This window comes from Microbulbifer variabilis (assembly GCF_056232115.1).
Genome location: NZ_CP174325.1, coordinates 1,543,373 through 1,562,384 on the forward strand (window position 1 = coordinate 1,543,373; position 19,012 = coordinate 1,562,384).

The 19,012-nt window shown below is 54.2% G+C and carries 16 protein-coding genes; 4 read left to right on the forward strand and 12 right to left on the reverse strand.

Annotated features, from left to right (window positions below; all coding sequences use genetic code 11):
• Positions 1-23 precede the first annotated feature (23 nt).
• The 11 genes from atpB to rpmH all read right to left on the reverse strand — a co-directional run bounded on the left by atpB (position 24) and on the right by rpmH (position 10,830).
• Positions 24-950: a F0F1 ATP synthase subunit A gene (atpB, locus tag ACJJI7_RS06745; RefSeq protein WP_020413894.1), complete on the reverse strand. Its 927-nt coding sequence runs from the start codon at positions 948-950 to the stop codon at positions 24-26.
• Between the two features lie 49 nt (positions 951-999).
• Complete coding sequence (locus tag ACJJI7_RS06750) at positions 1,000-1,362, reverse strand: ATP synthase subunit I (RefSeq protein WP_282952046.1); 363 nt, start codon at positions 1,360-1,362, stop codon at positions 1,000-1,002.
• A gap of 201 nt (positions 1,363-1,563) precedes the next feature.
• Positions 1,564-2,466, reverse strand: a complete 903-nt coding sequence (locus tag ACJJI7_RS06755) for a ParB/RepB/Spo0J family partition protein (RefSeq protein WP_020413892.1) — start codon at positions 2,464-2,466, stop codon at positions 1,564-1,566.
• A gap of 12 nt (positions 2,467-2,478) precedes the next feature.
• Complete coding sequence (locus ACJJI7_RS06760; protein ID WP_282930567.1) at positions 2,479-3,288, reverse strand: ParA family protein; 810 nt, start codon at positions 3,286-3,288, stop codon at positions 2,479-2,481.
• 126 nt (positions 3,289-3,414) lie between these two features.
• A complete protein-coding gene (gene rsmG / locus ACJJI7_RS06765; protein WP_444902427.1) occupies positions 3,415-4,044 on the reverse strand; it encodes a 16S rRNA (guanine(527)-N(7))-methyltransferase RsmG in 630 nt (209 codons plus the stop codon).
• Between the two features lie 85 nt (positions 4,045-4,129).
• Positions 4,130-6,019, reverse strand: a complete 1,890-nt coding sequence (gene mnmG / locus ACJJI7_RS06770) for a tRNA uridine-5-carboxymethylaminomethyl(34) synthesis enzyme MnmG (RefSeq protein WP_282952045.1) — start codon at positions 6,017-6,019, stop codon at positions 4,130-4,132.
• A 905-nt stretch (positions 6,020-6,924) separates the two neighbouring features.
• Positions 6,925-8,301 carry a tRNA uridine-5-carboxymethylaminomethyl(34) synthesis GTPase MnmE gene (gene mnmE, locus ACJJI7_RS06775; protein WP_282952044.1) on the reverse strand — a complete coding sequence of 459 codons (1,377 nt, stop codon included), beginning with the start codon at positions 8,299-8,301 and terminating at the stop codon, positions 6,925-6,927.
• A gap of 74 nt (positions 8,302-8,375) precedes the next feature.
• Positions 8,376-10,043 (reverse strand): membrane protein insertase YidC, encoded by a 1,668-nt coding sequence (yidC, locus tag ACJJI7_RS06780; RefSeq protein ID WP_353375848.1) that lies wholly within the window; start codon positions 10,041-10,043, stop codon positions 8,376-8,378.
• Positions 10,044-10,051: 8 nt separating this feature from the next.
• Positions 10,052-10,285 (reverse strand): membrane protein insertion efficiency factor YidD, encoded by a 234-nt coding sequence (yidD, locus tag ACJJI7_RS06785; RefSeq protein ID WP_083922742.1) that lies wholly within the window; start codon positions 10,283-10,285, stop codon positions 10,052-10,054.
• On the reverse strand, positions 10,282-10,668 hold the full coding sequence (rnpA, locus tag ACJJI7_RS06790; protein ID WP_020413886.1) for a ribonuclease P protein component: 387 nt from the start codon (positions 10,666-10,668) through the stop codon (positions 10,282-10,284). The genes yidD and rnpA overlap by 4 nt, the downstream gene beginning before the upstream one ends.
• 27 nt (positions 10,669-10,695) lie before the next feature.
• A complete protein-coding gene (gene rpmH, locus ACJJI7_RS06795) occupies positions 10,696-10,830 on the reverse strand; it encodes a 50S ribosomal protein L34 (protein ID WP_020413885.1) in 135 nt (44 codons plus the stop codon).
• A 511-nt stretch (positions 10,831-11,341) separates the two neighbouring features.
• Between rpmH and dnaA the strand changes: the two genes are divergently transcribed.
• The 4 genes from dnaA (at position 11,342) to gyrB (ending at position 17,842) form a co-directional block, all read left to right on the forward strand.
• Entirely contained in the window at positions 11,342-13,033 is a 1,692-nt protein-coding gene (gene dnaA, locus ACJJI7_RS06800) for a chromosomal replication initiator protein DnaA (RefSeq protein WP_040628923.1), read from the forward strand.
• Between the two features lie 32 nt (positions 13,034-13,065).
• Complete coding sequence (gene dnaN / locus ACJJI7_RS06805) at positions 13,066-14,172, forward strand: DNA polymerase III subunit beta (protein ID WP_020413882.1); 1,107 nt, start codon at positions 13,066-13,068, stop codon at positions 14,170-14,172.
• Positions 14,173-14,296: 124 nt separating this feature from the next.
• A complete protein-coding gene (gene recF / locus ACJJI7_RS06810) occupies positions 14,297-15,403 on the forward strand; it encodes a DNA replication/repair protein RecF (RefSeq protein ID WP_282952042.1) in 1,107 nt (368 codons plus the stop codon).
• 18 nt (positions 15,404-15,421) lie between these two features.
• Positions 15,422-17,842 (forward strand): DNA topoisomerase (ATP-hydrolyzing) subunit B, encoded by a 2,421-nt coding sequence (gyrB, locus tag ACJJI7_RS06815; protein ID WP_282952041.1) that lies wholly within the window; start codon positions 15,422-15,424, stop codon positions 17,840-17,842.
• Between the two features lie 258 nt (positions 17,843-18,100).
• Here gyrB and ACJJI7_RS06820 read toward each other — a convergent pair whose 3' ends face one another.
• Positions 18,101-18,994, reverse strand: a complete 894-nt coding sequence (locus tag ACJJI7_RS06820) for a LysR family transcriptional regulator (RefSeq protein WP_444902426.1) — start codon at positions 18,992-18,994, stop codon at positions 18,101-18,103.
• Positions 18,995-19,012 lie beyond the last annotated feature (18 nt).

Here is a 19,012-nt window from a genome sequence, read left to right on the forward strand (position 1 = left end):
AGGTCGAAAAAAGGGTTAAAAACTTATTGATCGTGCTCGTGTTCATCGTCGCGATGGTGCGCCATCGCCATGTACACGGTGCTCAATACCATAAATACGAACGCCTGAAGGATGATCACCAGCACATGGAAGATCGCCCAGCCCATATGCAGGAGACCCGCACCGATAAAGCCGAGGACACCCACACCGAAGACAATCGCGATCAGGATAAAGATCATCTCACCGGCATAGAGGTTTCCGAACAGTCGCAGGCCCAGGGAGATCGGCTTGGCAATGAGAGAAACAGCTTCCAACAGGAAGTTCACCGGGATCAGCAGAATGTCAAAGAACAACTTGCCGGTATGGAAAGGGTGCAGAGTCAGCTCTTTTAGGAAGCCGAGTGCACCTTTTTCGCGAATACTGAAGAAAATCATCAGCGCAAATACCGCCAGAGCCATACCCAAGGTGGCGTTGGGGTCAGTGGTTGGAACCACTTTAAAGAAAAGGTGATCATTTCCGGAGATCTTGGCGGCAGCCATCGGCAGCCAGTCCACCGGTACCAGGTCCATCAGGTTCATCAGGAACACCCACACAAAGATGGTCAGCGCCATAGGGGCTACCATTGTGTTGCGGTGGGGGAAGGTTTCCCTAACCAGCTTGTCAATAAACTCGGTTACCAGCTCCACAAAGCTCTGGAACCCGGTGGGTCTGTCCACACTGGCCTTCCTAGCCGCGCGGGCAAACAGGAAGCAGAAAATCAGACCGAGGCCGATAGACCAACCCAAGGTATCTACGTGCAGGGCCCAAAAGCCCATATCCGCAGCTTCCTGGGAGGAATGCGCCATAGTCCATGTAGACTCATTGAGCACAGTGCCATCGGCACGGGTATACCCGGCCGGCAGCTTGCCATAAGTCATATTTTGCAGGTGGTGTTGGATATACGCCGTCGCGGTTTGAGCTTCGCCTGCCATAGTTCCTCAACAATCGTAAAAGTAAGAATTCTTTTTTCTTATCCACCGGCTAGCGGACCATGCGCGCTACCAAAATCCACTGCACGATTACACAGAGGGCGTAGCTAATAAAAAGCGCCGCAGCATTTATTGGCTTGACGGTGGCAAACACCGCTGCAAAACCTGCCATGGTCAATATAAATTTGCCGGTTTCCGCGCGGTAGAAATTACCTACCACACGAGGGGCCGCGCGCGCACCGCTGTCGCGAAAGGCGCGCCTGCCAAAATATGCGCCAGGCAGTGCACACAATGCACCACCAATAAATACGGAGAGCGCCGTCACCGGTTTGCCACTCAAGTGCAGTACCGCACTGGCCACCGATACCAGCAAAAGCTGTACCGCGGCTATTCGTAATACCGGGGGTTTTGTCATAGACGGGATAAGCCGACTTTTTTGCGCTGTCCGCCCAAAATTTGGGCGTGCGAATTATGCTGCAACAGCATCGCCGATTCAACCGGCAAATGTCGCCAACTTATTTGATTTTCGGGAGGTTTTGGGCGGAATTGCCCAGCGCAGTGAGTATTTGCCAACAGTTATTGCGCGCGCCACCAGGGCGCGCATTTCTTTGTTGGCTCAATCTTCGGCGTAACCCAGATGGGCTAGGATTCCGTCCAGCTCTTCCAAGGTCGTGTATTTGAGCACCAGGCGACCATTGCCCTTATCGTTATGATCGATAGACACGGGCACACCGACTTTTTCTGCCAGGCGCTCGGTAAGGCGGCGGATATTGGGATCGGGCTTAGCTTTTTCCGGCGCAGGCGCAGCTGGCTGCTGCAAGCGGCGCACCAGCGCCTCTGTCTGGCGCACGGTGAGGCTGCGCTCGACTACCTGGCGCGCGGCAGAACGCTGGGTGGCACCGGAGAGACCGAGCAATGCTTTGGCGTGGCCCAACTCCAAATCGCCACGCTCCAGGAAAGTGCGCACCTCTTCGCTGAGGCTCAATAAGCGCAGTAAGTTGGTCACGGCAGTTCGGGATTTGCCCACCGCATCGGCCACTTCCTGCTGGGTCAGCTTGAACTCATCCTGTAAACGCTTGAGGGCTACAGCTTCCTCTACCGGATTCAGGTCTTCGCGCTGGATATTTTCAATCAGCGCCATAGCGATGGCCGCTTCATCGGAAACGCTGCGCACCAGTGCCGGCACTTTCTCCAGTCCCGCCAATTGGGCCGCGCGCCAGCGCCGTTCACCGGCGATGATTTCATAGCTCTGCTCACCGATACCGCGCACGACGATCGGCTGCATAATGCCCTGGGCGCGTATCGAGTCCGCCAGCTCTTGCAGGGATTCCTGTGGAAAATCCCGGCGTGGCTGGTAGCGGCCGCGCTGCAAAAACTCTATCGGCAACTCCTTCAACTCACCGTCGACCACGGCGGTTTCGGTTTCAGCTTCACCGGTAGCCTCGGCGATCGCGGTGCTGTTTTTATTGCTGATCAGGTGGGATAAACCCCGGCCCAGTCCTTTGCGTTTGGCGGCCATAGTAATTACCCCTTATACGGCTTCCGCCACAGGGCGGCTTTTCTTATTGGAAGATGGATTGGCGGGATGGCGGCGATTGATTTCGCAAGCCAGTGCCAGGTAGGCAATAGCCCCTTTCGAATGGCGGTCGTAATCCAGCGCCGGCTTGCCGAAGCTGGGAGCCTCTGCCAAACGGACATTGCGCGGGATACAGGTTCGATACAGGCGATCGCCGAAAAACTCCTGCAACTGCGCCGACACTTCGCTGGTGAGACTGTTGCGCGGATCGTACATAGTGCGCAAGATGCCCTCGATTTTCAGGTCCGGATTGGCGGCCTGCTGGATCTGGGTGATGGTATCCACCAGTGCTGATAACCCCTCCAGGGCATAGTATTCACACTGCATGGGAATCAATACGCCGTGAGCTGCACAGAGGGCGTTTACCGTCAGCATATTCAACGATGGCGGACAGTCGATAATCACGTAGTCATAACGATTGCTCACCGCAGCCAGGGCGCGGCGCAGGCGGGATTCGCGCCCCTCCAGATTCAGCAACTCCACCTCTGCCGCAGACAGGTCACCGTTGCCCGGGATCAAATCAAAACCGCTCTCTGTGGATACAATGGCCTGCTCAACGGGTAATTCAGCGGCCAGCACATCGTAACCGGACACCTCCAGGTCACTTTTATCCACACCACTGCCCATGGTGGCATTGCCCTGGGGGTCCAGATCGATCAGCAATACGCGCCGCTTGTTGGCAACCAAAGATGCGGCCAGGTTGACGCAGGTAGTGGTCTTGCCAACCCCGCCTTTCTGGTTGGCCACAGCAAATATCTTGCTCAAGATTCTTGTCCTTTGTTGTTTCCGGGTGCGTTTGCCCCGACGCCGGCTCGGCTTCGGGCGGCGGCTGTTGTGCCCCACGATAGGGGAGCAGGATTGGGCGGGCGATAAACCCGCCAAACTATCATCTTATTCTGTGCGACAGAGCTGAATCATATGTCGCTCACCGTCGCAGCCGGGCACCGACAACCGGTGCACCTGCTCGACCTTAATGCCTTTTGGCAGAGCGCTCAACTCATCCTCAGGCAGCTTGCCCTTCATGGCATAAAAACGACCCTTGGGTGCCAACATGTGCTCACTGCCATTGACCATATCCTCGATGGAGGCAAAGGCGCGGGAAACCACACCGGCAAAAGGCTGATCTGGCACAAAGGCTTCTACCCGCTCATTGACTACCGTGATATTGGGCAGGGGCAGGGTGCTGGCCACCTGGAACAGGAAGCGGGTCTTCTTGCCATTGCTGTCGAGCAAGGTGATGGCGCGCTCCGGATGCACAATTGCCAGGGGAATTCCCGGCAGGCCGCCTCCGCTACCCACATCGATTAAAGAGCCTTCGCCACAGAGATTTACCACACTGAGGCTGTCGATAATATGGCGCTCCAGCATCTGCTCCGGGTCGCGTATGGCGGACAGGTTGTAGGCATTGTTCCAGCGGGCAAAAAGCGCCAGGTATTCCAGTAGCTGATCCTGCTGCCGGTCACTGAGTGTCACCGACATCTGTGCCGCCGCCTCTAACAGGCGCGGACGAAACTGTTCCATTGAGTGAGAAATGGGTCTATCCCCCAGTAGTCCCGCGAAATTCAAACCCCGCAGGGCCTCGCGGGATACCCTGTGGACAACCGATTTATACCGCTTTTTTGCGCTTGAGCAGCCCGCGCTTTTTCAACTGGATCAGCAGCAGGGATATGGATGCGGGCGTCACGCCCGGTATCCGCGAGGCCCGCGCCAGGGTATCCGGGCGGGTCTCTCCCAGCTTTTGCTTAACCTCATTGGATAGACCGGAAATATCGCTGTAGTCGAAGTCCGCCGGGATCGGGGTATCTTCGTAGGCCTGCAAGCGCTCAATTTCCTCGCGCTGGCGATCGATATAGCCGGCGTACTTGGCCGAAATTTCCACCTGTTCGGCAACCTGCTCGTCGGTTACCGCTTCCCCTTTGAGGCCCGCCACATCCTGATAGCCCAGTTCCGGACGGCGCAGCAGGTCCATCAGGCTGTACTCCCGCGCCAATGGCTGTGGCAGTTTGGTTTCTACGGAGGCGGCCTGGGGCGTCTTTGGGTGCACCCAGGTATCTTGCAGTCGCTGGGTTTCCCGGGCGATCGCCTCGCGCTTTTCACTGAACGCGGCCCAACGGGTATCGTTGACCAGGCCCAATTCGCGGCCTTTTTCAGTCAGACGCAGGTCAGCATTGTCCTCACGGAGCAGCAAGCGATATTCCGCGCGGCTGGTAAACATGCGGTAGGGCTCTTTGGTACCACTGGTGATCAAATCATCCACAAGCACGCCCAGGTAGGCTTCATCCCGACGCGGGGACCAGACTTCGCGCTCCTGGGCCTGTAGGGCGGCGTTGGCGCCAGCCAGAAGTCCCTGGGCAGCCGCTTCCTCGTAGCCGGTGGTGCCATTGATCTGTCCGGCAAAGTAGAGCCCCTGGATAAATTTGGTTTGCAGGGACGGCAAAAGGTCGCGCGGGTCGAAGAAATCGTACTCAATTGCATAGCCAGGGCGAGTGATATGCGCCTTTTCAAAGCCTTTGATGGAGTGCACCAGCTCAATCTGTACGTCGAAGGGCAGGCTGGTGGAAATACCATTGGGGTACAGCTCGTTGGTGGTCAACCCTTCCGGCTCGATAAACACCTGGTGGCTATCTTTGTCCGCAAAGCGGTGCACCTTGTCTTCGATGGAGGGACAGTAGCGCGGGCCAATCCCTTCAATCACGCCGGAATACATGGGCGAGCGATCGAGCCCACCCTGGATAATTTCATGGGTGCGGGCATTGGTGTGGGTAATCCAGCAGCAGACCTGGCGCGGGTGCTGATCGCGGCTGCCCAAATAAGACATCACCGGTGTGGGGCTATCTCCCCACTGTTCCTCCAGCTCGCTGAAATCTACCGAGCGGGCATCAATACGGGGAGGGGTGCCGGTTTTGAGGCGGTCGACGCGGAAAGGCAGTTCCCGCAGACGATCTGCAAGGGCAATCGAGGGCGGGTCTCCAGCGCGACCGCCGGCGTGGTTATCCAAGCCGATATGTATACGCCCACCGAGGAAAGTCCCGGCGGTCAGTACCACTGTCTTGGCGCGAAAGCGCACACCTGCATTGGTGACAACGCCCACAACGCGTTCACCTTCGACAATCAGGTCATCCGCCGCTTGCTGGAAGATCTCCAGGTTTTCCTGTGCCTCCAGGATCGAACGGATAGCAGCGCGATACAGGGCTCTATCGGCCTGGGCCCGAGTTGCCCTTACCGCAGGACCTTTGCGGGCATTGAGGACCCGGAACTGGATTCCGCCCAGGTCTGTTGCCGCTGCCATAGCACCACCGAGGGCATCGACTTCCTTAACGAGATGACTCTTGCCGATGCCACCTATGGCCGGGTTGCAGGACATTTGCCCAAGAGTCTCGATATTGTGAGTCAGCAGCAGGGTAGAAGCTCCCATTCGCGCGGCTGCCAGGGAGGCTTCAGTACCTGCGTGGCCTCCGCCGATCACGATTACATCATAGTTTTTGGGGAAATCCATAGTGGCTGCTACTGGTTACAACTGGGGGCGCACATTTTATAGTCAGTGTACGCCCCTCAGCAATTAGCTGTTTGTCATAGCTGGTCTTTTATCTTTCTCACTCTCAGATACTTTGTATGAGCTCCCTATCCAGCAAGGCGGAAATTGAGTCTTGCTTAGGCCCTTTTGAATGAAAGATTACTTATCTCTAAATGCTCTTATTAAAGAATGAATATATCTCTTATATGAAGTGTTTTGATTTTATTGTTTTTATTAGCGCGTTTGGAATGCGGTATAAAACAAAAAAAATCATTAAAATCAATGGGTTACATCAAGTAAAACTACAGTTTAAACCCCTTGGTAGTAGGGGGTGCAAGTAGGGTATGGCGTTGTGGAAACTTGGGATAACTTTGCGTATCGAGTCTTAGGCTCAAAGTTATCATCATATGATTAGCCATCTTTACGGGTATTTATCCCCTTTTTTGCTCACACTAGTATTTTTTCGACTAGGGTCGGTGGGATTTTGCCAAGGTTCTACGAGGGATACCTGTGTGTAATCTTGAATAATGTATAAACCTGTGAATATAAGGACTCAAGGATGTGAGTTAGCCGTGAGATGCGGATTAATAGTTTTATCCACGGGAAATCCCCGTGGACATGTATAACTTACCGAGAGAGGAAGCTGATGGAATACTCAGAGGTTGCTTTCCTCGCGGCATTGCATAGCAGACTGTGTAATGAGTTCAGGGGAAAAGTCCGGGAAAAGTGGGGATAGAATTAATTCACCTCAATAATTCTGAGGTTTTCCTGTGTACAGGGGGTGTGGATGTTGTGCCAGGGAAGATAAGCTGGGGAAATACGGGGGATAAAGGGGAGTTCTTGGTCACTCCCCGTGTAGAGTAAACCGGCGAGAAGCAGGCAGCTTACTATTTGCCGATACAGAAGCTGCCAAATATCTTGCCCAGAAGTTCGTCAGCGCTGACTGTCCCGGTGATTTCACCCAATGCCTGTTGGGCTTGGCGTAGGTCCTCTGCTAGCAGTTCTCCAGCCCCACTAGAGTGCAATTGTTGCTGTCCCTGCTCAATAAAGGCCTTAGCGCGATCCAGGGCGTCCAGGTGCCGGCGCCTGGCACTGAAATTACCTTCTGCTGCACCGCTAAATCCGATGCTCTGCTTTAGGTGCTCCCTTAGGCTATCGAGGCCCGCGCCTGTCTTAGCGCTGATAGCGATGACAGGTACGCCTTCGGTATGTGCTTGCAGGCCAGCACTGTATTCGGTGAGGTCAATCTTATTTAAAATCAATGTCAGCTTGCTAAGGTCGTTTAGCTGATTGGTGAATTCGGGCCAGGCCTCAGTAGGATTCAGGGAGTGCAGCTGTTCTGCATCCATTACCAATAGGACTCGGTCGGCCTGGTGTATTTCCACCCAGGCACGCTCAATTCCGATCTGTTCGACTTTATCTGGTGCATCGCGCAGGCCAGCGGTATCGGCAAATTGCAGGGGCATTCCATCAATGTGGATATGTTCGCGCAAGATATCCCTGGTGGTACCGGCAATATCCGTAACGATAGCTGCATCGTGCCCTGCGAGGGCGTTTAACAGGCTGGATTTTCCCGCATTTGGGCGACCAGCGATGGCCACCCGCATACCCTCTCGCATGATGGCGCCCTGACGGGCCTGAACTTCTACCGATGTGACCTGGGCTAGTAGAGCTTCAATATCTGCGGCGACCTTGCCATCGGCGAGGAAGTCGATTTCCTCTTCCGGAAAGTCGATGGCCGCTTCAACATAGATACGAAGGTGGGTGAGGCTCTCTACCAGGTCCTCAATCTTCTCGGAAAAAGCCCCCTGTAGTGAGCGCATGGCGTTGCGCGCTGCCTGGGAGCTGCCTGCATCGATTAGATCGGCGATGGCCTCGGCTTGGGTAAGGTCTATTTTGTCGTTGAGAAAAGCCCGTTCAGAGAATTCGCCAGGGCGTGCCTGGCGTGCCCCCTGTTCAATGGCTGCCTGTAGCAATTGGTCGAGAATAACCGGGCCTCCATGCCCCTGGAGTTCGACCACATCTTCTCCAGTGAAAGAGTTGGGGCCGGGAAAGAACAGAGCCAGGCCCTGATCAATCAGTTGTTCGCCATGATAAAAATTCCGGTAGTGGACATAGCGGGGCTCCAGGGGCTTTGCTCCGCAGATTTTTTGGGCAACTTGCAGGGCATTGGCGCCGGAGAGACGGATAATACCAATGCCACCGCGCCCAGGGGCGGTGGCGACGGCGGCGATAGTTTCGCGATTGAGGCTTTGTTGTGTCATCGGCAGAGTGTACTCGACAGAACGGAAAAGGGCCGCTTTTGCGGCCCTTGTTAATAGTGCTTGCTGTGGGTAGATCAGTACTTTCCGGCATCTACCTGCTTGTTGATATACCAGGTCTGGCCGATAGTGATCAGGTTGTTGGCAATCCAGTAGAGTACCAGGCCGGCCGGGAACCACAGGAAAAACACGGTCATCATTACTGGCATCAGCTGCATGATACGTGCCTGGGTGGGGTCAGTAGGGGCTGGGTTTAGCTTCTGCATAAACCACATGGAGGCACCCATCAGAACCGGCAGAATAAAGTAAGGATCCTTTGCCGATAGATCGTGAATCCAGAAAATCCAGGGTGCATGGCGCAGCTCCACAGTTTCAGTGAGCATCCAGTAGAGCGCGATAAATACCGGCATCTGTAACAGGATTGGCAAACAGCCGCCCATTGGATTGATCTTCTCCCGGCGGTAGAGCTTCATGGTCTCCTCCGCGAGTTTCTGCCGGTTGTCCTTGTATTGCTCCTGCAGTTTTTTCATCTGCGGCGCAAACTTGCGCATACGAGCCATGGACTTGGTGCCTGCGGCGGATAAAGGCAGCAGCAGAGTCTTGATAAATACGGTGAGCAGGATAATCGCCCAGCCCCAGTTGCTGACAATATGCTCCTGAATAAAGTGCAGTACGCGGAACAGCGGTTTGGCAATCCACCACAGCCAGCCGTAATCCACGGTCAGGTCCAGATAGGGTGAGATCTCCTCCAGGCGGTAGACATCCTTGGGGCCGGCATAGAAGGAAGCGCTCAGCTCGCCCTGAGTCGCGGCGGGGATTTGTACCGGCTGGGCGGTGAAGCCCATACGGAAGAGTCCGTTGGACAATTCGCGCAGCTCAAAAGTGTTGCGTTCATCCTGTGGGGGAATCCAGGCGCTAAGGAAATAGTGCTGCACCATGGCTACCCAACCGCCTTCCACTGTGGTGCGGGTGGGTTTCTCGGCGATTTCTTCAAAATCCTGCTTGAAGTAATTTTCTTCGTTGGTGTGAAGAGCGGCACCGAGGAAGGGTGACATACCAAAACCGGTATCGGTCACCGGCTCACTGGCATCGCGCTTGATCTGGCCAAACATGGCGGCAGACCAAGGCTTGGCGCTGGTGTTATCTACCAGGTAGGCCACCTGAACGAGGTAGTCACCACGTTTGAAGGTGTAGCGTTTGGTGATATTTGCACCTTCTTGCTGCAGGGTCAGGTCCACAATCAGCTGATCCTGCCCTTCGACCATGGCGTAGTTGGTCTTTTCAACCTTAAATAGGGGGCGGCCAGCGGCGCTATCGGTGCCGTTGTTACCGATCAGACCACTCTGGGCGATATAGGTGTGATAGCGGGTCTGGTTTAACAGGATTAAGGGCTGGTCAGGCGTATCCAGTTTTTCTTGGAACTGTCGCAGGGCCACTTTTACGATATCACCGCCACGAGGATCAATGAGCAGATCAAAGACGTCGGTGGTGACATTGATGAGCGTGCGTTGGCCGCCCTCGGTGCCTGTCTCTGCTGGCGCTTGAGACTCCAGTTGGGGTACATCGCCATTGCCGTTTTCGCTGGTCTGCGCCGGGATTTGGTTGCCGCTCTGTATATCGTTGTGAACTATGGTTTCGCGGTCGAGTTCAGGAGTGTGCTGCTCTTGAAATGCATTCCACTGGAAGATAAGTGCGAGGAGAACCGCGAGAATTCCACCGAGCAGCGTATAGCGTTGCCAATCCATCTTAATACCTAGAGCGTGTTCTTGTGTTTGGTGGGGGGAACTGGGTCCAGTCCACCAGGGTGCCAGGGGTGGCATTTTATAAGGCGGCGCGCAGTTAAATAACCCCCCTTTAAGGCTCCGTGAGTTTCAATCGCCTCTTCGGAGTATCGCGAGCAGGTTGGGTAAAAGCGGCACTGGTTACCTACCCATGGGCTGGCCAGATAGCGGTAGACGTGTATCAGCTTGATCAGTAGCCACTTCATGACTTCGATTGTGGCTGTTGCGCGCGCTTGGCCAGCTTGCGCCAGAGCTTGTTTAGTGTCTTCGCCAGTGCGGCCTTATCCAGATCTGCAACCCCCGGGCGAGCCAATACTACAGCATCCAGCGGCGGCAACTGGTGTTGCTGCAAGCGGAAGGTTTCTCGGGTAATTCGCTTGATTCGATTGCGGTCGGAGGCGTTGCGCACATGCTTCTTGGCAATTACCAAGCCGAGGCGCGGATGCTCAGAATCACTGGGGCATGCGAGGATCAGGAGGTGGGGGTGCGCGGCGCGCACAACGTTTTCATTGAAAACCTTGCGATACTGCGCCGCATTAAGCAGGCGCAGAGTCTTGGCAAATCCAAAGCTGCTGCGCACCTGCTGCATAGGGAGAATCTCTAAAAAGAAGAGATATTATGCAGACAGTACTTTGCGGCCTTTAGCGCGACGGCGGGCCAGGATTTTACGGCCGTTTTTGGTTGCCATACGAGCGCGGAAACCGTGAGTGCGTTTGCGCTTCAAGTTGCTGGGTTGAAATGTGCGTTTCATAGTCTTGCTACCTGAGACTTTGTGTTCGAAGTTTCTCGGGACCATCCCCGGCCGCGGCCTGGACTCCGGTCCGGCACAAAGCCGGGGCAGACGGAGCTACGCGCTGCGAAGGCCGCGGATTGTATAGAAAGGCAGCAGTGAAAGCAACGCACTGGCAGGGGAAATTCGATTCCTTCGCTGACAAATTTTGCGTTCTATTTCCCGTCAATTTATCAAGCCCTTGAGGCGCTTGAAGTATCTCGCGATGCCCACTGATTGATCCCAAGATATGCACAGGTATCTGTGGATAATTTTTTATGTCTTAGCCAAACAGCTGATTAATTGTTGTTCAATTACTTGATTGTGTGGACTTTTTTACGCTTATTTTTCAACAGAGGTATCCTTTCTTGTGGATAACCTACTGCTAGAAAGGTATACTGCGCCGATCTTATTTTGACGGCCTCGGACGTTTCTTTGTCCGGTCTTGCCGTTTTCTCAGTGGTCTTACCATATTGGGGTTTTGGGGGGTTTCTTGACTGAATCCGTTTGGAAGCAGTGCGCTGGTTGTTTGCAGGACGAGCTACCGTCGCAGCAGTTCAATACCTGGATCAGACCGTTACGCGTCAATCCCGCATGTGCGGAGGGCGAGTTGCGCCTGATCGCGCCGAACCGCTTCGTGTTGGACTGGGTTGGCGGAAAATTCCTGAATCGTATCCGTGAACTCGTGCATCAGTTTTCTCCCGGTCAGCCACTGCAGGTGGCCCTGGAAATTACTGCGCGCCGCCCTGCGCGTTTTCAGCGTAATCGAACTATGGCCGAGCCCGCACCGTCACCAGTACCGACGTCTACACCTATACCTCCTAAGGTACCGTCGGCTATACCAGCATCACCAGATACTTCAGCGGCTCGCGGCGGTTTGGCATCTAATGGCAATTGGCATAGTCCACCACCGTCTTCAACAGCATCTTCCCCACTATCTGCAGCGACCTCTTCATTACCCGTGCAACCCATGCCGGTTGGAGCCTTTGGAAGTGGTTTGCGAGGTACCCCTCATCCGGCCGTGGCAGAGGAGGCTACTGCGGAGCAGATGACGACAGGGGAACTGGCACTCACTGATCTGCGCCCTCCGGCTATGGGTGAGATGGCACGCTCAATTCCAGAACCGCCGGCGCGCCAGGTGGAGGTAGAGGGGGCTATCAAACATGGCAGTTCGCTCAACCGTAACTTCACCTTTAAATCTTTTGTTGAGGGTAAATCTAATCAACTTGGCCTTGCGGCTGCGCAGCAGATTTCCGATAACCCCGGTGGAGCTTATAACCCACTCTTTATATATGGTGGCGTCGGCCTTGGTAAAACACACTTGATGCATGCGGTCGGTAATGCCCTGTTAGAGCGTAATCCCAATGCCAAAGTGGTTTACCTGCATTCCGAGCGTTTTGTAGCGGATATGGTAAAGGCGCTGCAGCTTAATGCGATTAGTGATTTCAAACGCTATTACCGTTCTGTTGATGCCCTGCTGATTGACGATATTCAGTTTTTTGCGGGTAAGGAGCGCTCCCAGGAGGAGTTTTTCCACACTTTCAATGCACTTCTTGAGGGCGGGCAGCAAATTATTCTGACTTGCGACCGCTACCCCAAGGAGATCGATGGCCTCGAAGAACGTCTCAAGTCACGTTTTGGCTGGGGATTGACTGTAGCCGTGGAGCCTCCGGAACTGGAGACTCGCGTGGCAATATTAATGAAGAAAGCCGAGCAATTTGGTGTGGAATTGCCGCACGATTCTGCTTTCTTTATTGCTCAGCGTATCCGGTCCAACGTCCGGGAACTGGAAGGCGCTCTGCGCAGGGTGATTGCAAATGCCCAGTTTACCGGTCGTGCAATTGATGATGTTCTGGTGCGTGAGGCTTTAAAGGACTTATTGGCCCTGCAAGACCGATTAGTAAGCGTGGACAATATTCAGCGAGTGGTTGCCGAATACTACAAGATTAAGGTAGCGGACCTGCTCTCTAAAAGACGCAGTCGTTCCGTCGCGCGGCCGCGCCAGGTTGCCATGTCATTGGCCAAGGAGCTCACCAATCATAGTTTGCCGGAGATCGGCGATGCCTTCGGCGGGCGGGATCATACAACTGTCCTGCACGCTTGCCGTAAAATCCGCGAACTGCAGGAGTCCGACGCGGATATCCGTGAGGACGTAAAGTTACTGACACGGTCGTTGACCACTTAATCGAATAACTGACAAACAAGGCGAAACTACCGATGAAATTCAATGTAAGCCGGGACGCCCTGCTGAAACCGCTACAACTGGTAGCCGGCGTTGTCGAGAAGCGCCAGACTTTGCCGGTCCTGGCCAATGTATTGATGCAATTACAGGGGCAAGAGCTGTCCCTGACTGGGACTGATCTCGAGGTTGAGATTGTTGGCCGCCTGCCGGTGGACGGTGTGGAGATGGAAGGTGAGGTGACAGTCCCAGCACGTAAATTGTTGGATATCTGCCGATCTTTGCCCGATGGTGCTGAATTAAAATTTGAGCGCGATGGTGAGCGCCTGGTGCTGCGCAGTGGGCGCAGCCGTTTCCAGTTATCAACCCTGCCTGCTGCCGACTTCCCCAATCAGGAGGAAGCAAGCGCCCAAACACGTTTCGACATCTCCCAGCGTGAGATCCGCCGCCTTATTGAAGCGACTAGCTTTGCCATGGCTCAGCAAGATGTCCGCTATTACCTGAATGGCTTATTGCTCGAGTGCCGCCCACAGCAACTTCGTGCCGTCGCCACTGACGGTCACCGGCTGGCCCTCTGTGATCGGGATGCGCCGGGATTAAATGTTTCAACTCCGATACAAGCTATTGTTCCCCGTAAGGGTGTACTGGAACTTGGTCGTCTGCTAGAGGACACTGATACCCAGGCGCAGGTGGTACTGGGTAATAACCATATCCGTGTTGTTAGTGGCCAGTTTACGTTTACCTCCAAATTGGTGGATGGCAAGTTTCCGGATTACGAGCGCGTTCTGCCACGAGGTGCAGGCAATGTTGTTTATGCCGATCGCCAGGGGCTGCGCCAGGCATTCTCCCGTGCGGCCATTCTCTCTAACGAGAAATATCGCGGTGTACGCTTACAGGTTTCCGAGGGGTTACTGCAAATTATTGCCAACAACCCTGAACAGGAGGAGGCTGAGGAGCAGATGTTGGTGGATTATGTGGGAGAGCCTATGGAGATTGGCTTTAATGTTTCTTATCTCCTGGATGTTACCGGTGCAATCCACAGTGACCAAATCCGCATCAGTCTGGCGGATGCCAACAGCAGTGCGCTGTTGCAGCAGCCTGAGGAGGGCGATGCCCTCTATGTGATTATGCCGATGCGCCTATAAGACTCAGGCTGAGAAGCTTGGCTCACTTTCGAGAGGGGACCGCTTTGTATCATGGACAGGTGGTCCCTTTGTTTTTTCAGAATCTTGCGGCTGGCATTCCCCCGGCTAGCGAGGAGAAGGGTCTATGGCACTGACCCGTCTTCTGATCTCCAATTTTCGTAATATCTCTCAAGCTGACCTGTTTTTGGACGCAGGAGTAAACCTGTTCTGTGGTGTAAATGGGAGTGGCAAAACTTCAGTCCTTGAAACTGTACATATGTTGGCTACAGGTCGCTCCTTTAGATCTCGTCAGCATAAATCTGTTATTCAACATGATCAGCCCGGACTTACGGTTTTTACCCAGCTGGATACGGGGCTCAACCTCGGTGTTGAACGTCTGGCCAACGGTAGTGGTCGTGTGCGTATCAACCAGACGGCAGCTGAGTCCAGTTCACAGCTCGCCAGTTGTCTGCCCTTGCAGTTGATCAATAGTGATAGCTTCTCCGCCCTGGATGGCGGGCCCGGTGTACGTAGGCGACTTCTGGATTGGACAGTGTTCCACGTGGAACATCTTTTTGCGCAGGAATGGAAAAACTACCAAATCGCATTGAAGCAGCGAAATGCCTTGTTGCGACGTGGTAAAATCGACGCTGATGCGATTGGGATTTGGGAGCATCAGTTGGCTCAGAGTGGCGAGAGGGTAGACAGCCTGCGTCAGGGCCAATTCCATGAGCTGCGAGCGGCTGTGACCGCGCTTCTGGTGGGGTTGCCTCTTAGCCTGTTACACAAAGTGGATATAAGCTATCGGCGTGGTTGGCGAAAGGAGGTCGAGCTGGCTGAGGCGCTTAGGGAGTCTCGGGAGGGTGATCTCAGTCAAGGGCATACCCGCACTGGGCCTCACAGGGCAGATCTCCGTTTTACCGTTGCGGGAGAGTCAGCGCACAATGTTTTATCCCGTGGCCAGCAGAAGATGCTGGTATGTGCTGTCCGAACGGCTATGGCGCAATTGGTGTGTCGTCACCGGGAGAAACCGGTATTCCTGGTTGACGATCTGCCAGCGGAGCTGGATGAATACAATCAACAGATTTTTGCGCACTGGGTAGGGCGTTGTGCCAGCCAGGTGCTTGTAACCGGAATTGAGGAGGGCACTACAAGCCGCCCCTGGCGGCAGCTAGATGCCCCTTGGAATTGCCCAAAAGTGTTCCACGTGGAACATGGGAAGATCAGTGCCGAAGCTTCGGCCGCACAATAAGTTGAATGGAGCGAATAAATGTCAGAGCAGCAAAGCTATGACTCAAGCAGTATCAAGGTATTAAAAGGCCTGGATGCGGTGCGCAAGCGCCCCGGAATGTATATTGGTGATACCGATGATGGCACCGGTCTGCACCACATGGTATTCGAGGTGGTTGACAACTCCATCGATGAAGCGCTGGCCGGCCACTGTGATGAGATCCGTGTAACCATCCACCCGGATGAGTCCATTTCTGTATCGGACAATGGCCGTGGTATCCCAACAGAGATTCACCCGGAAGAGGGGGTCTCTGCAGCAGAAGTGATTATGACCGTCCTTCATGCGGGCGGTAAATTTGATGACAACACCTACAAGGTCTCCGGCGGTCTGCACGGGGTAGGGGTATCGGTAGTAAACGCTCTGTCCAAGGAGCTGAAGCTGATTATCCGTCGCGGTGGCAAGATCCACGAGCAGACCTACCACCACGGTGTGCCCCAGGCACCTCTGGAAGTTGTGGGTGACAGCGATACCACCGGCACCACAGTGCACTTCAAACCCTCAGAGGATACCTTCAGCAATATCGAATTCCATTTCGACGTGCTGGCCAAACGCTTGCGCGAGCTGTCCTTCCTGAACTCCGGTGTGCGTATTGTCCTGAAGGACGAGCGCAGTGGTAAGGAAGAGGTCTATGAATACGAAGGTGGTTTGAGTGCCTTTGTGGAGTTCCTCAACCAGAACAAAACCCCGATTAACAAGGTTCTGCACTTCCAGAGCCAGCGTGAAGACGGAATTGCAGTAGAGGTGGCATTACAGTGGAACGATAGCTTCCAGGAAAGCATCTTCTGCTACACCAACAATATTCCCCAGCGCGATGGCGGTACCCACCTGGCGGGCTTCCGTGCAGCCCTGACCCGTGGCCTGAACAGCTATATCGAGCGGGAAGGCCTGGGCAAGAAAGACAAAGTGAACACCACTGGCGATGACGCCAGGGAAGGTCTCACCGCGATTATCTCTGTGAAGGTTCCGGACCCGAAATTCTCCTCCCAGACCAAGGACAAGCTGGTTTCATCCGAAGTGAAACCCGCTGTAGAGCAGGAGATGGGCCACCACTTCACAGATTACCTGATGGAGAACCCACAGGAAGCCAAATCTGTCGTCACCAAGATGATCGACGCGGCCAAAGCCCGTGAGGCGGCCCGCAAGGCCCGCGAAATGACTCGCCGCAAGGGAGCGTTGGATATTGCCGGCCTGCCCGGGAAACTGGCGGACTGCCAGCAAAAAGACCCGGCACTATCTGAAATTTACCTGGTGGAGGGTGACTCCGCTGGTGGTTCTGCCAAGCAGGGCCGCGATCGTCGCACCCAGGCGATCCTGCCGCTGAAGGGTAAGATCCTCAATGTGGAAAAAGCGCGCTTCGACAAAATGCTTTCCAGCGCCGAAGTGGGTACCCTGATTACCGCACTGGGCTGTGGCATCGGCAAGAGCGAATTCAACCCGGACAAGCTGCGTTACCACAGCATCATCATCATGACCGATGCTGACGTGGATGGAGCCCATATCCGTACCCTGTTGCTCACATTCTTCTTCCGCCAGATGCCGGAGCTGATCGAGCGGGGCCATATCTACATCGCCCAGCCGCCGCTGTATAAGATCTCCAAGGGCAAACAGGAACAGTACCTTAAGGATGAGGGCGCTCTAACCCAGTTCCTCACTAACGCCGCCCTGGAAGGCGCCACGCTGTTTGTGAACCAGGATGCCCCTGGGCTTTCTGGTGCCTCCCTGGAAAGCCTGGTAGGCGAGTACCGCAGCGTACTGGCGACAATCGACCGCCTGTCGCGTCTGTACCCTGAGGAAGTGCTGCGCAGCATGATCTACCTGCCCAACTTGTCTCAGGAAGACCTCCAGTCCCAGGAGAAAGTCGCAGCTTGGAGTGAGAAGCTCCAGGAGAAACTCGGTGACGAAGAGAGTGGTGGAACCCGTCGTCACGAAGTGACGGTTCAGGAGAACACCGAGCGCGGCCTATTCCTGCCCCATATCCATATCGTGGCCCACGGTGTTGGCAGTGACTACCTGATTAACCACGAGTTCTTCGATTCCGCTGAGTACGCATCTATCTGCGCTCTGGGTGAGAAAATGGTGGGTCTATTGGAAGAGGGTGCCTTTATCCAGCGCGGCGAGAAGCAGCACCCTGTTGGCAGCTTCCCTGAAGTGATGGACTGGCTGATGGGCGAGAGCCGCAGAGGCTACGGTATCCAGCGCTATAAGGGGCTAGGTGAGATGAACCCGGAGCAGCTTTGGGAAACCACCATGGACCCAGAGAGCCGTCGTATGCTGCAGGTAACCGTTGAAGATGCTATCGCAGCAGATCAGATCTTTACCACCTTGATGGGCGATCAGGTAGAGCCACGCCGTGACTTTATCGAGACCAATGCCCTGGCGGTAGAAAACCTCGACGTGTAATAGGATTCGATAAGCCCACAGTAATTCCTTACGTGAACAACATAAGGAATTACTGTGGAGTATTGTTTTCACCTGAAAAACGACTTCCGATCAATTTGATATTTATAATTTTCTCCCTATCAAAAGCCATGTAAAAGCTTAACAGCTGCCCTCTCAGACAAATTTAGATAATAATAAATAGTTAAAAAATCGAATAGTTCAATAGCGTCAGTCGGTAAAAGAGACTTACTATGTCCGGAAATATACCAATTGCCTCAACTAAAGCTTTCCTACCAGTTTATCTTCCAGCTTCCTAAATAACTCCACGATAAACTCCCTAAAAACCTTAAAACGCATAACATTGCGGTGCTCTGGATTGGAGACTAGCCACAGTTCATGCAGGCTGGATGGAGCAGCCCCAGGGACCCGAATGACTCCTTCAGCACCATCTGCAAGAAAGCAGGGCAGCCTAGCCAGCCCCAGTCCACTCTTAACTGCCTCTAGCTGTATCAAGCCGTGATTAATCTGGTGCTGATAAGGCATCTGTGGATAGGGTGTGTCTTTGGCCCAATTCAATATGGCGTCATCGCCACTCCAGCCGAGCCAGTGACCATCGTCAGGTACAGATTCCTCGATATACCTTGGAGAACCGTAACAGCAACTGGGTAGGTCGGCGAGCTTGCGAGCAACAAGTCGATCCAAAACATTTACGCCGCCTTTGGGGAGAATACGAAGTGCTATGTCGGCTTGGTGACTTTCCAAATCGAGAACGTGGCTAGTAACCAGTAGCTGTACGTTGATCTCTGGATACGCACGTGAGAAGTCATTTAGGTAGGGGATAATTAAGTGCGATGCGACTACATCCGGCATAGTGATGCGAACTTCCCCGGAGAGCTGGTTACTCCCTCCCTGTAAATGCTTTTGCGCGGCATTTAGATACTGCTCCGCCGATTGGGCATAGTCGAGCATCGCTTTGCCATCCTCCGTCAGCTGATAGCCTTTGGAGCTGCGATAAAACAGCTTGGCCTGAAGCTTTTCCTCCAGGGCATCAATACGGCGAGAAACTGTGGAATGGCTGACTTTAAAGTCGTCAGCAACGCTGCGAGCACTCTTACTCCTGGCTACCGCGATAAAGAACTGGATATCTCCCCAATCTATGGACTCTTTATGCAACACACTGTCCTATTTTGC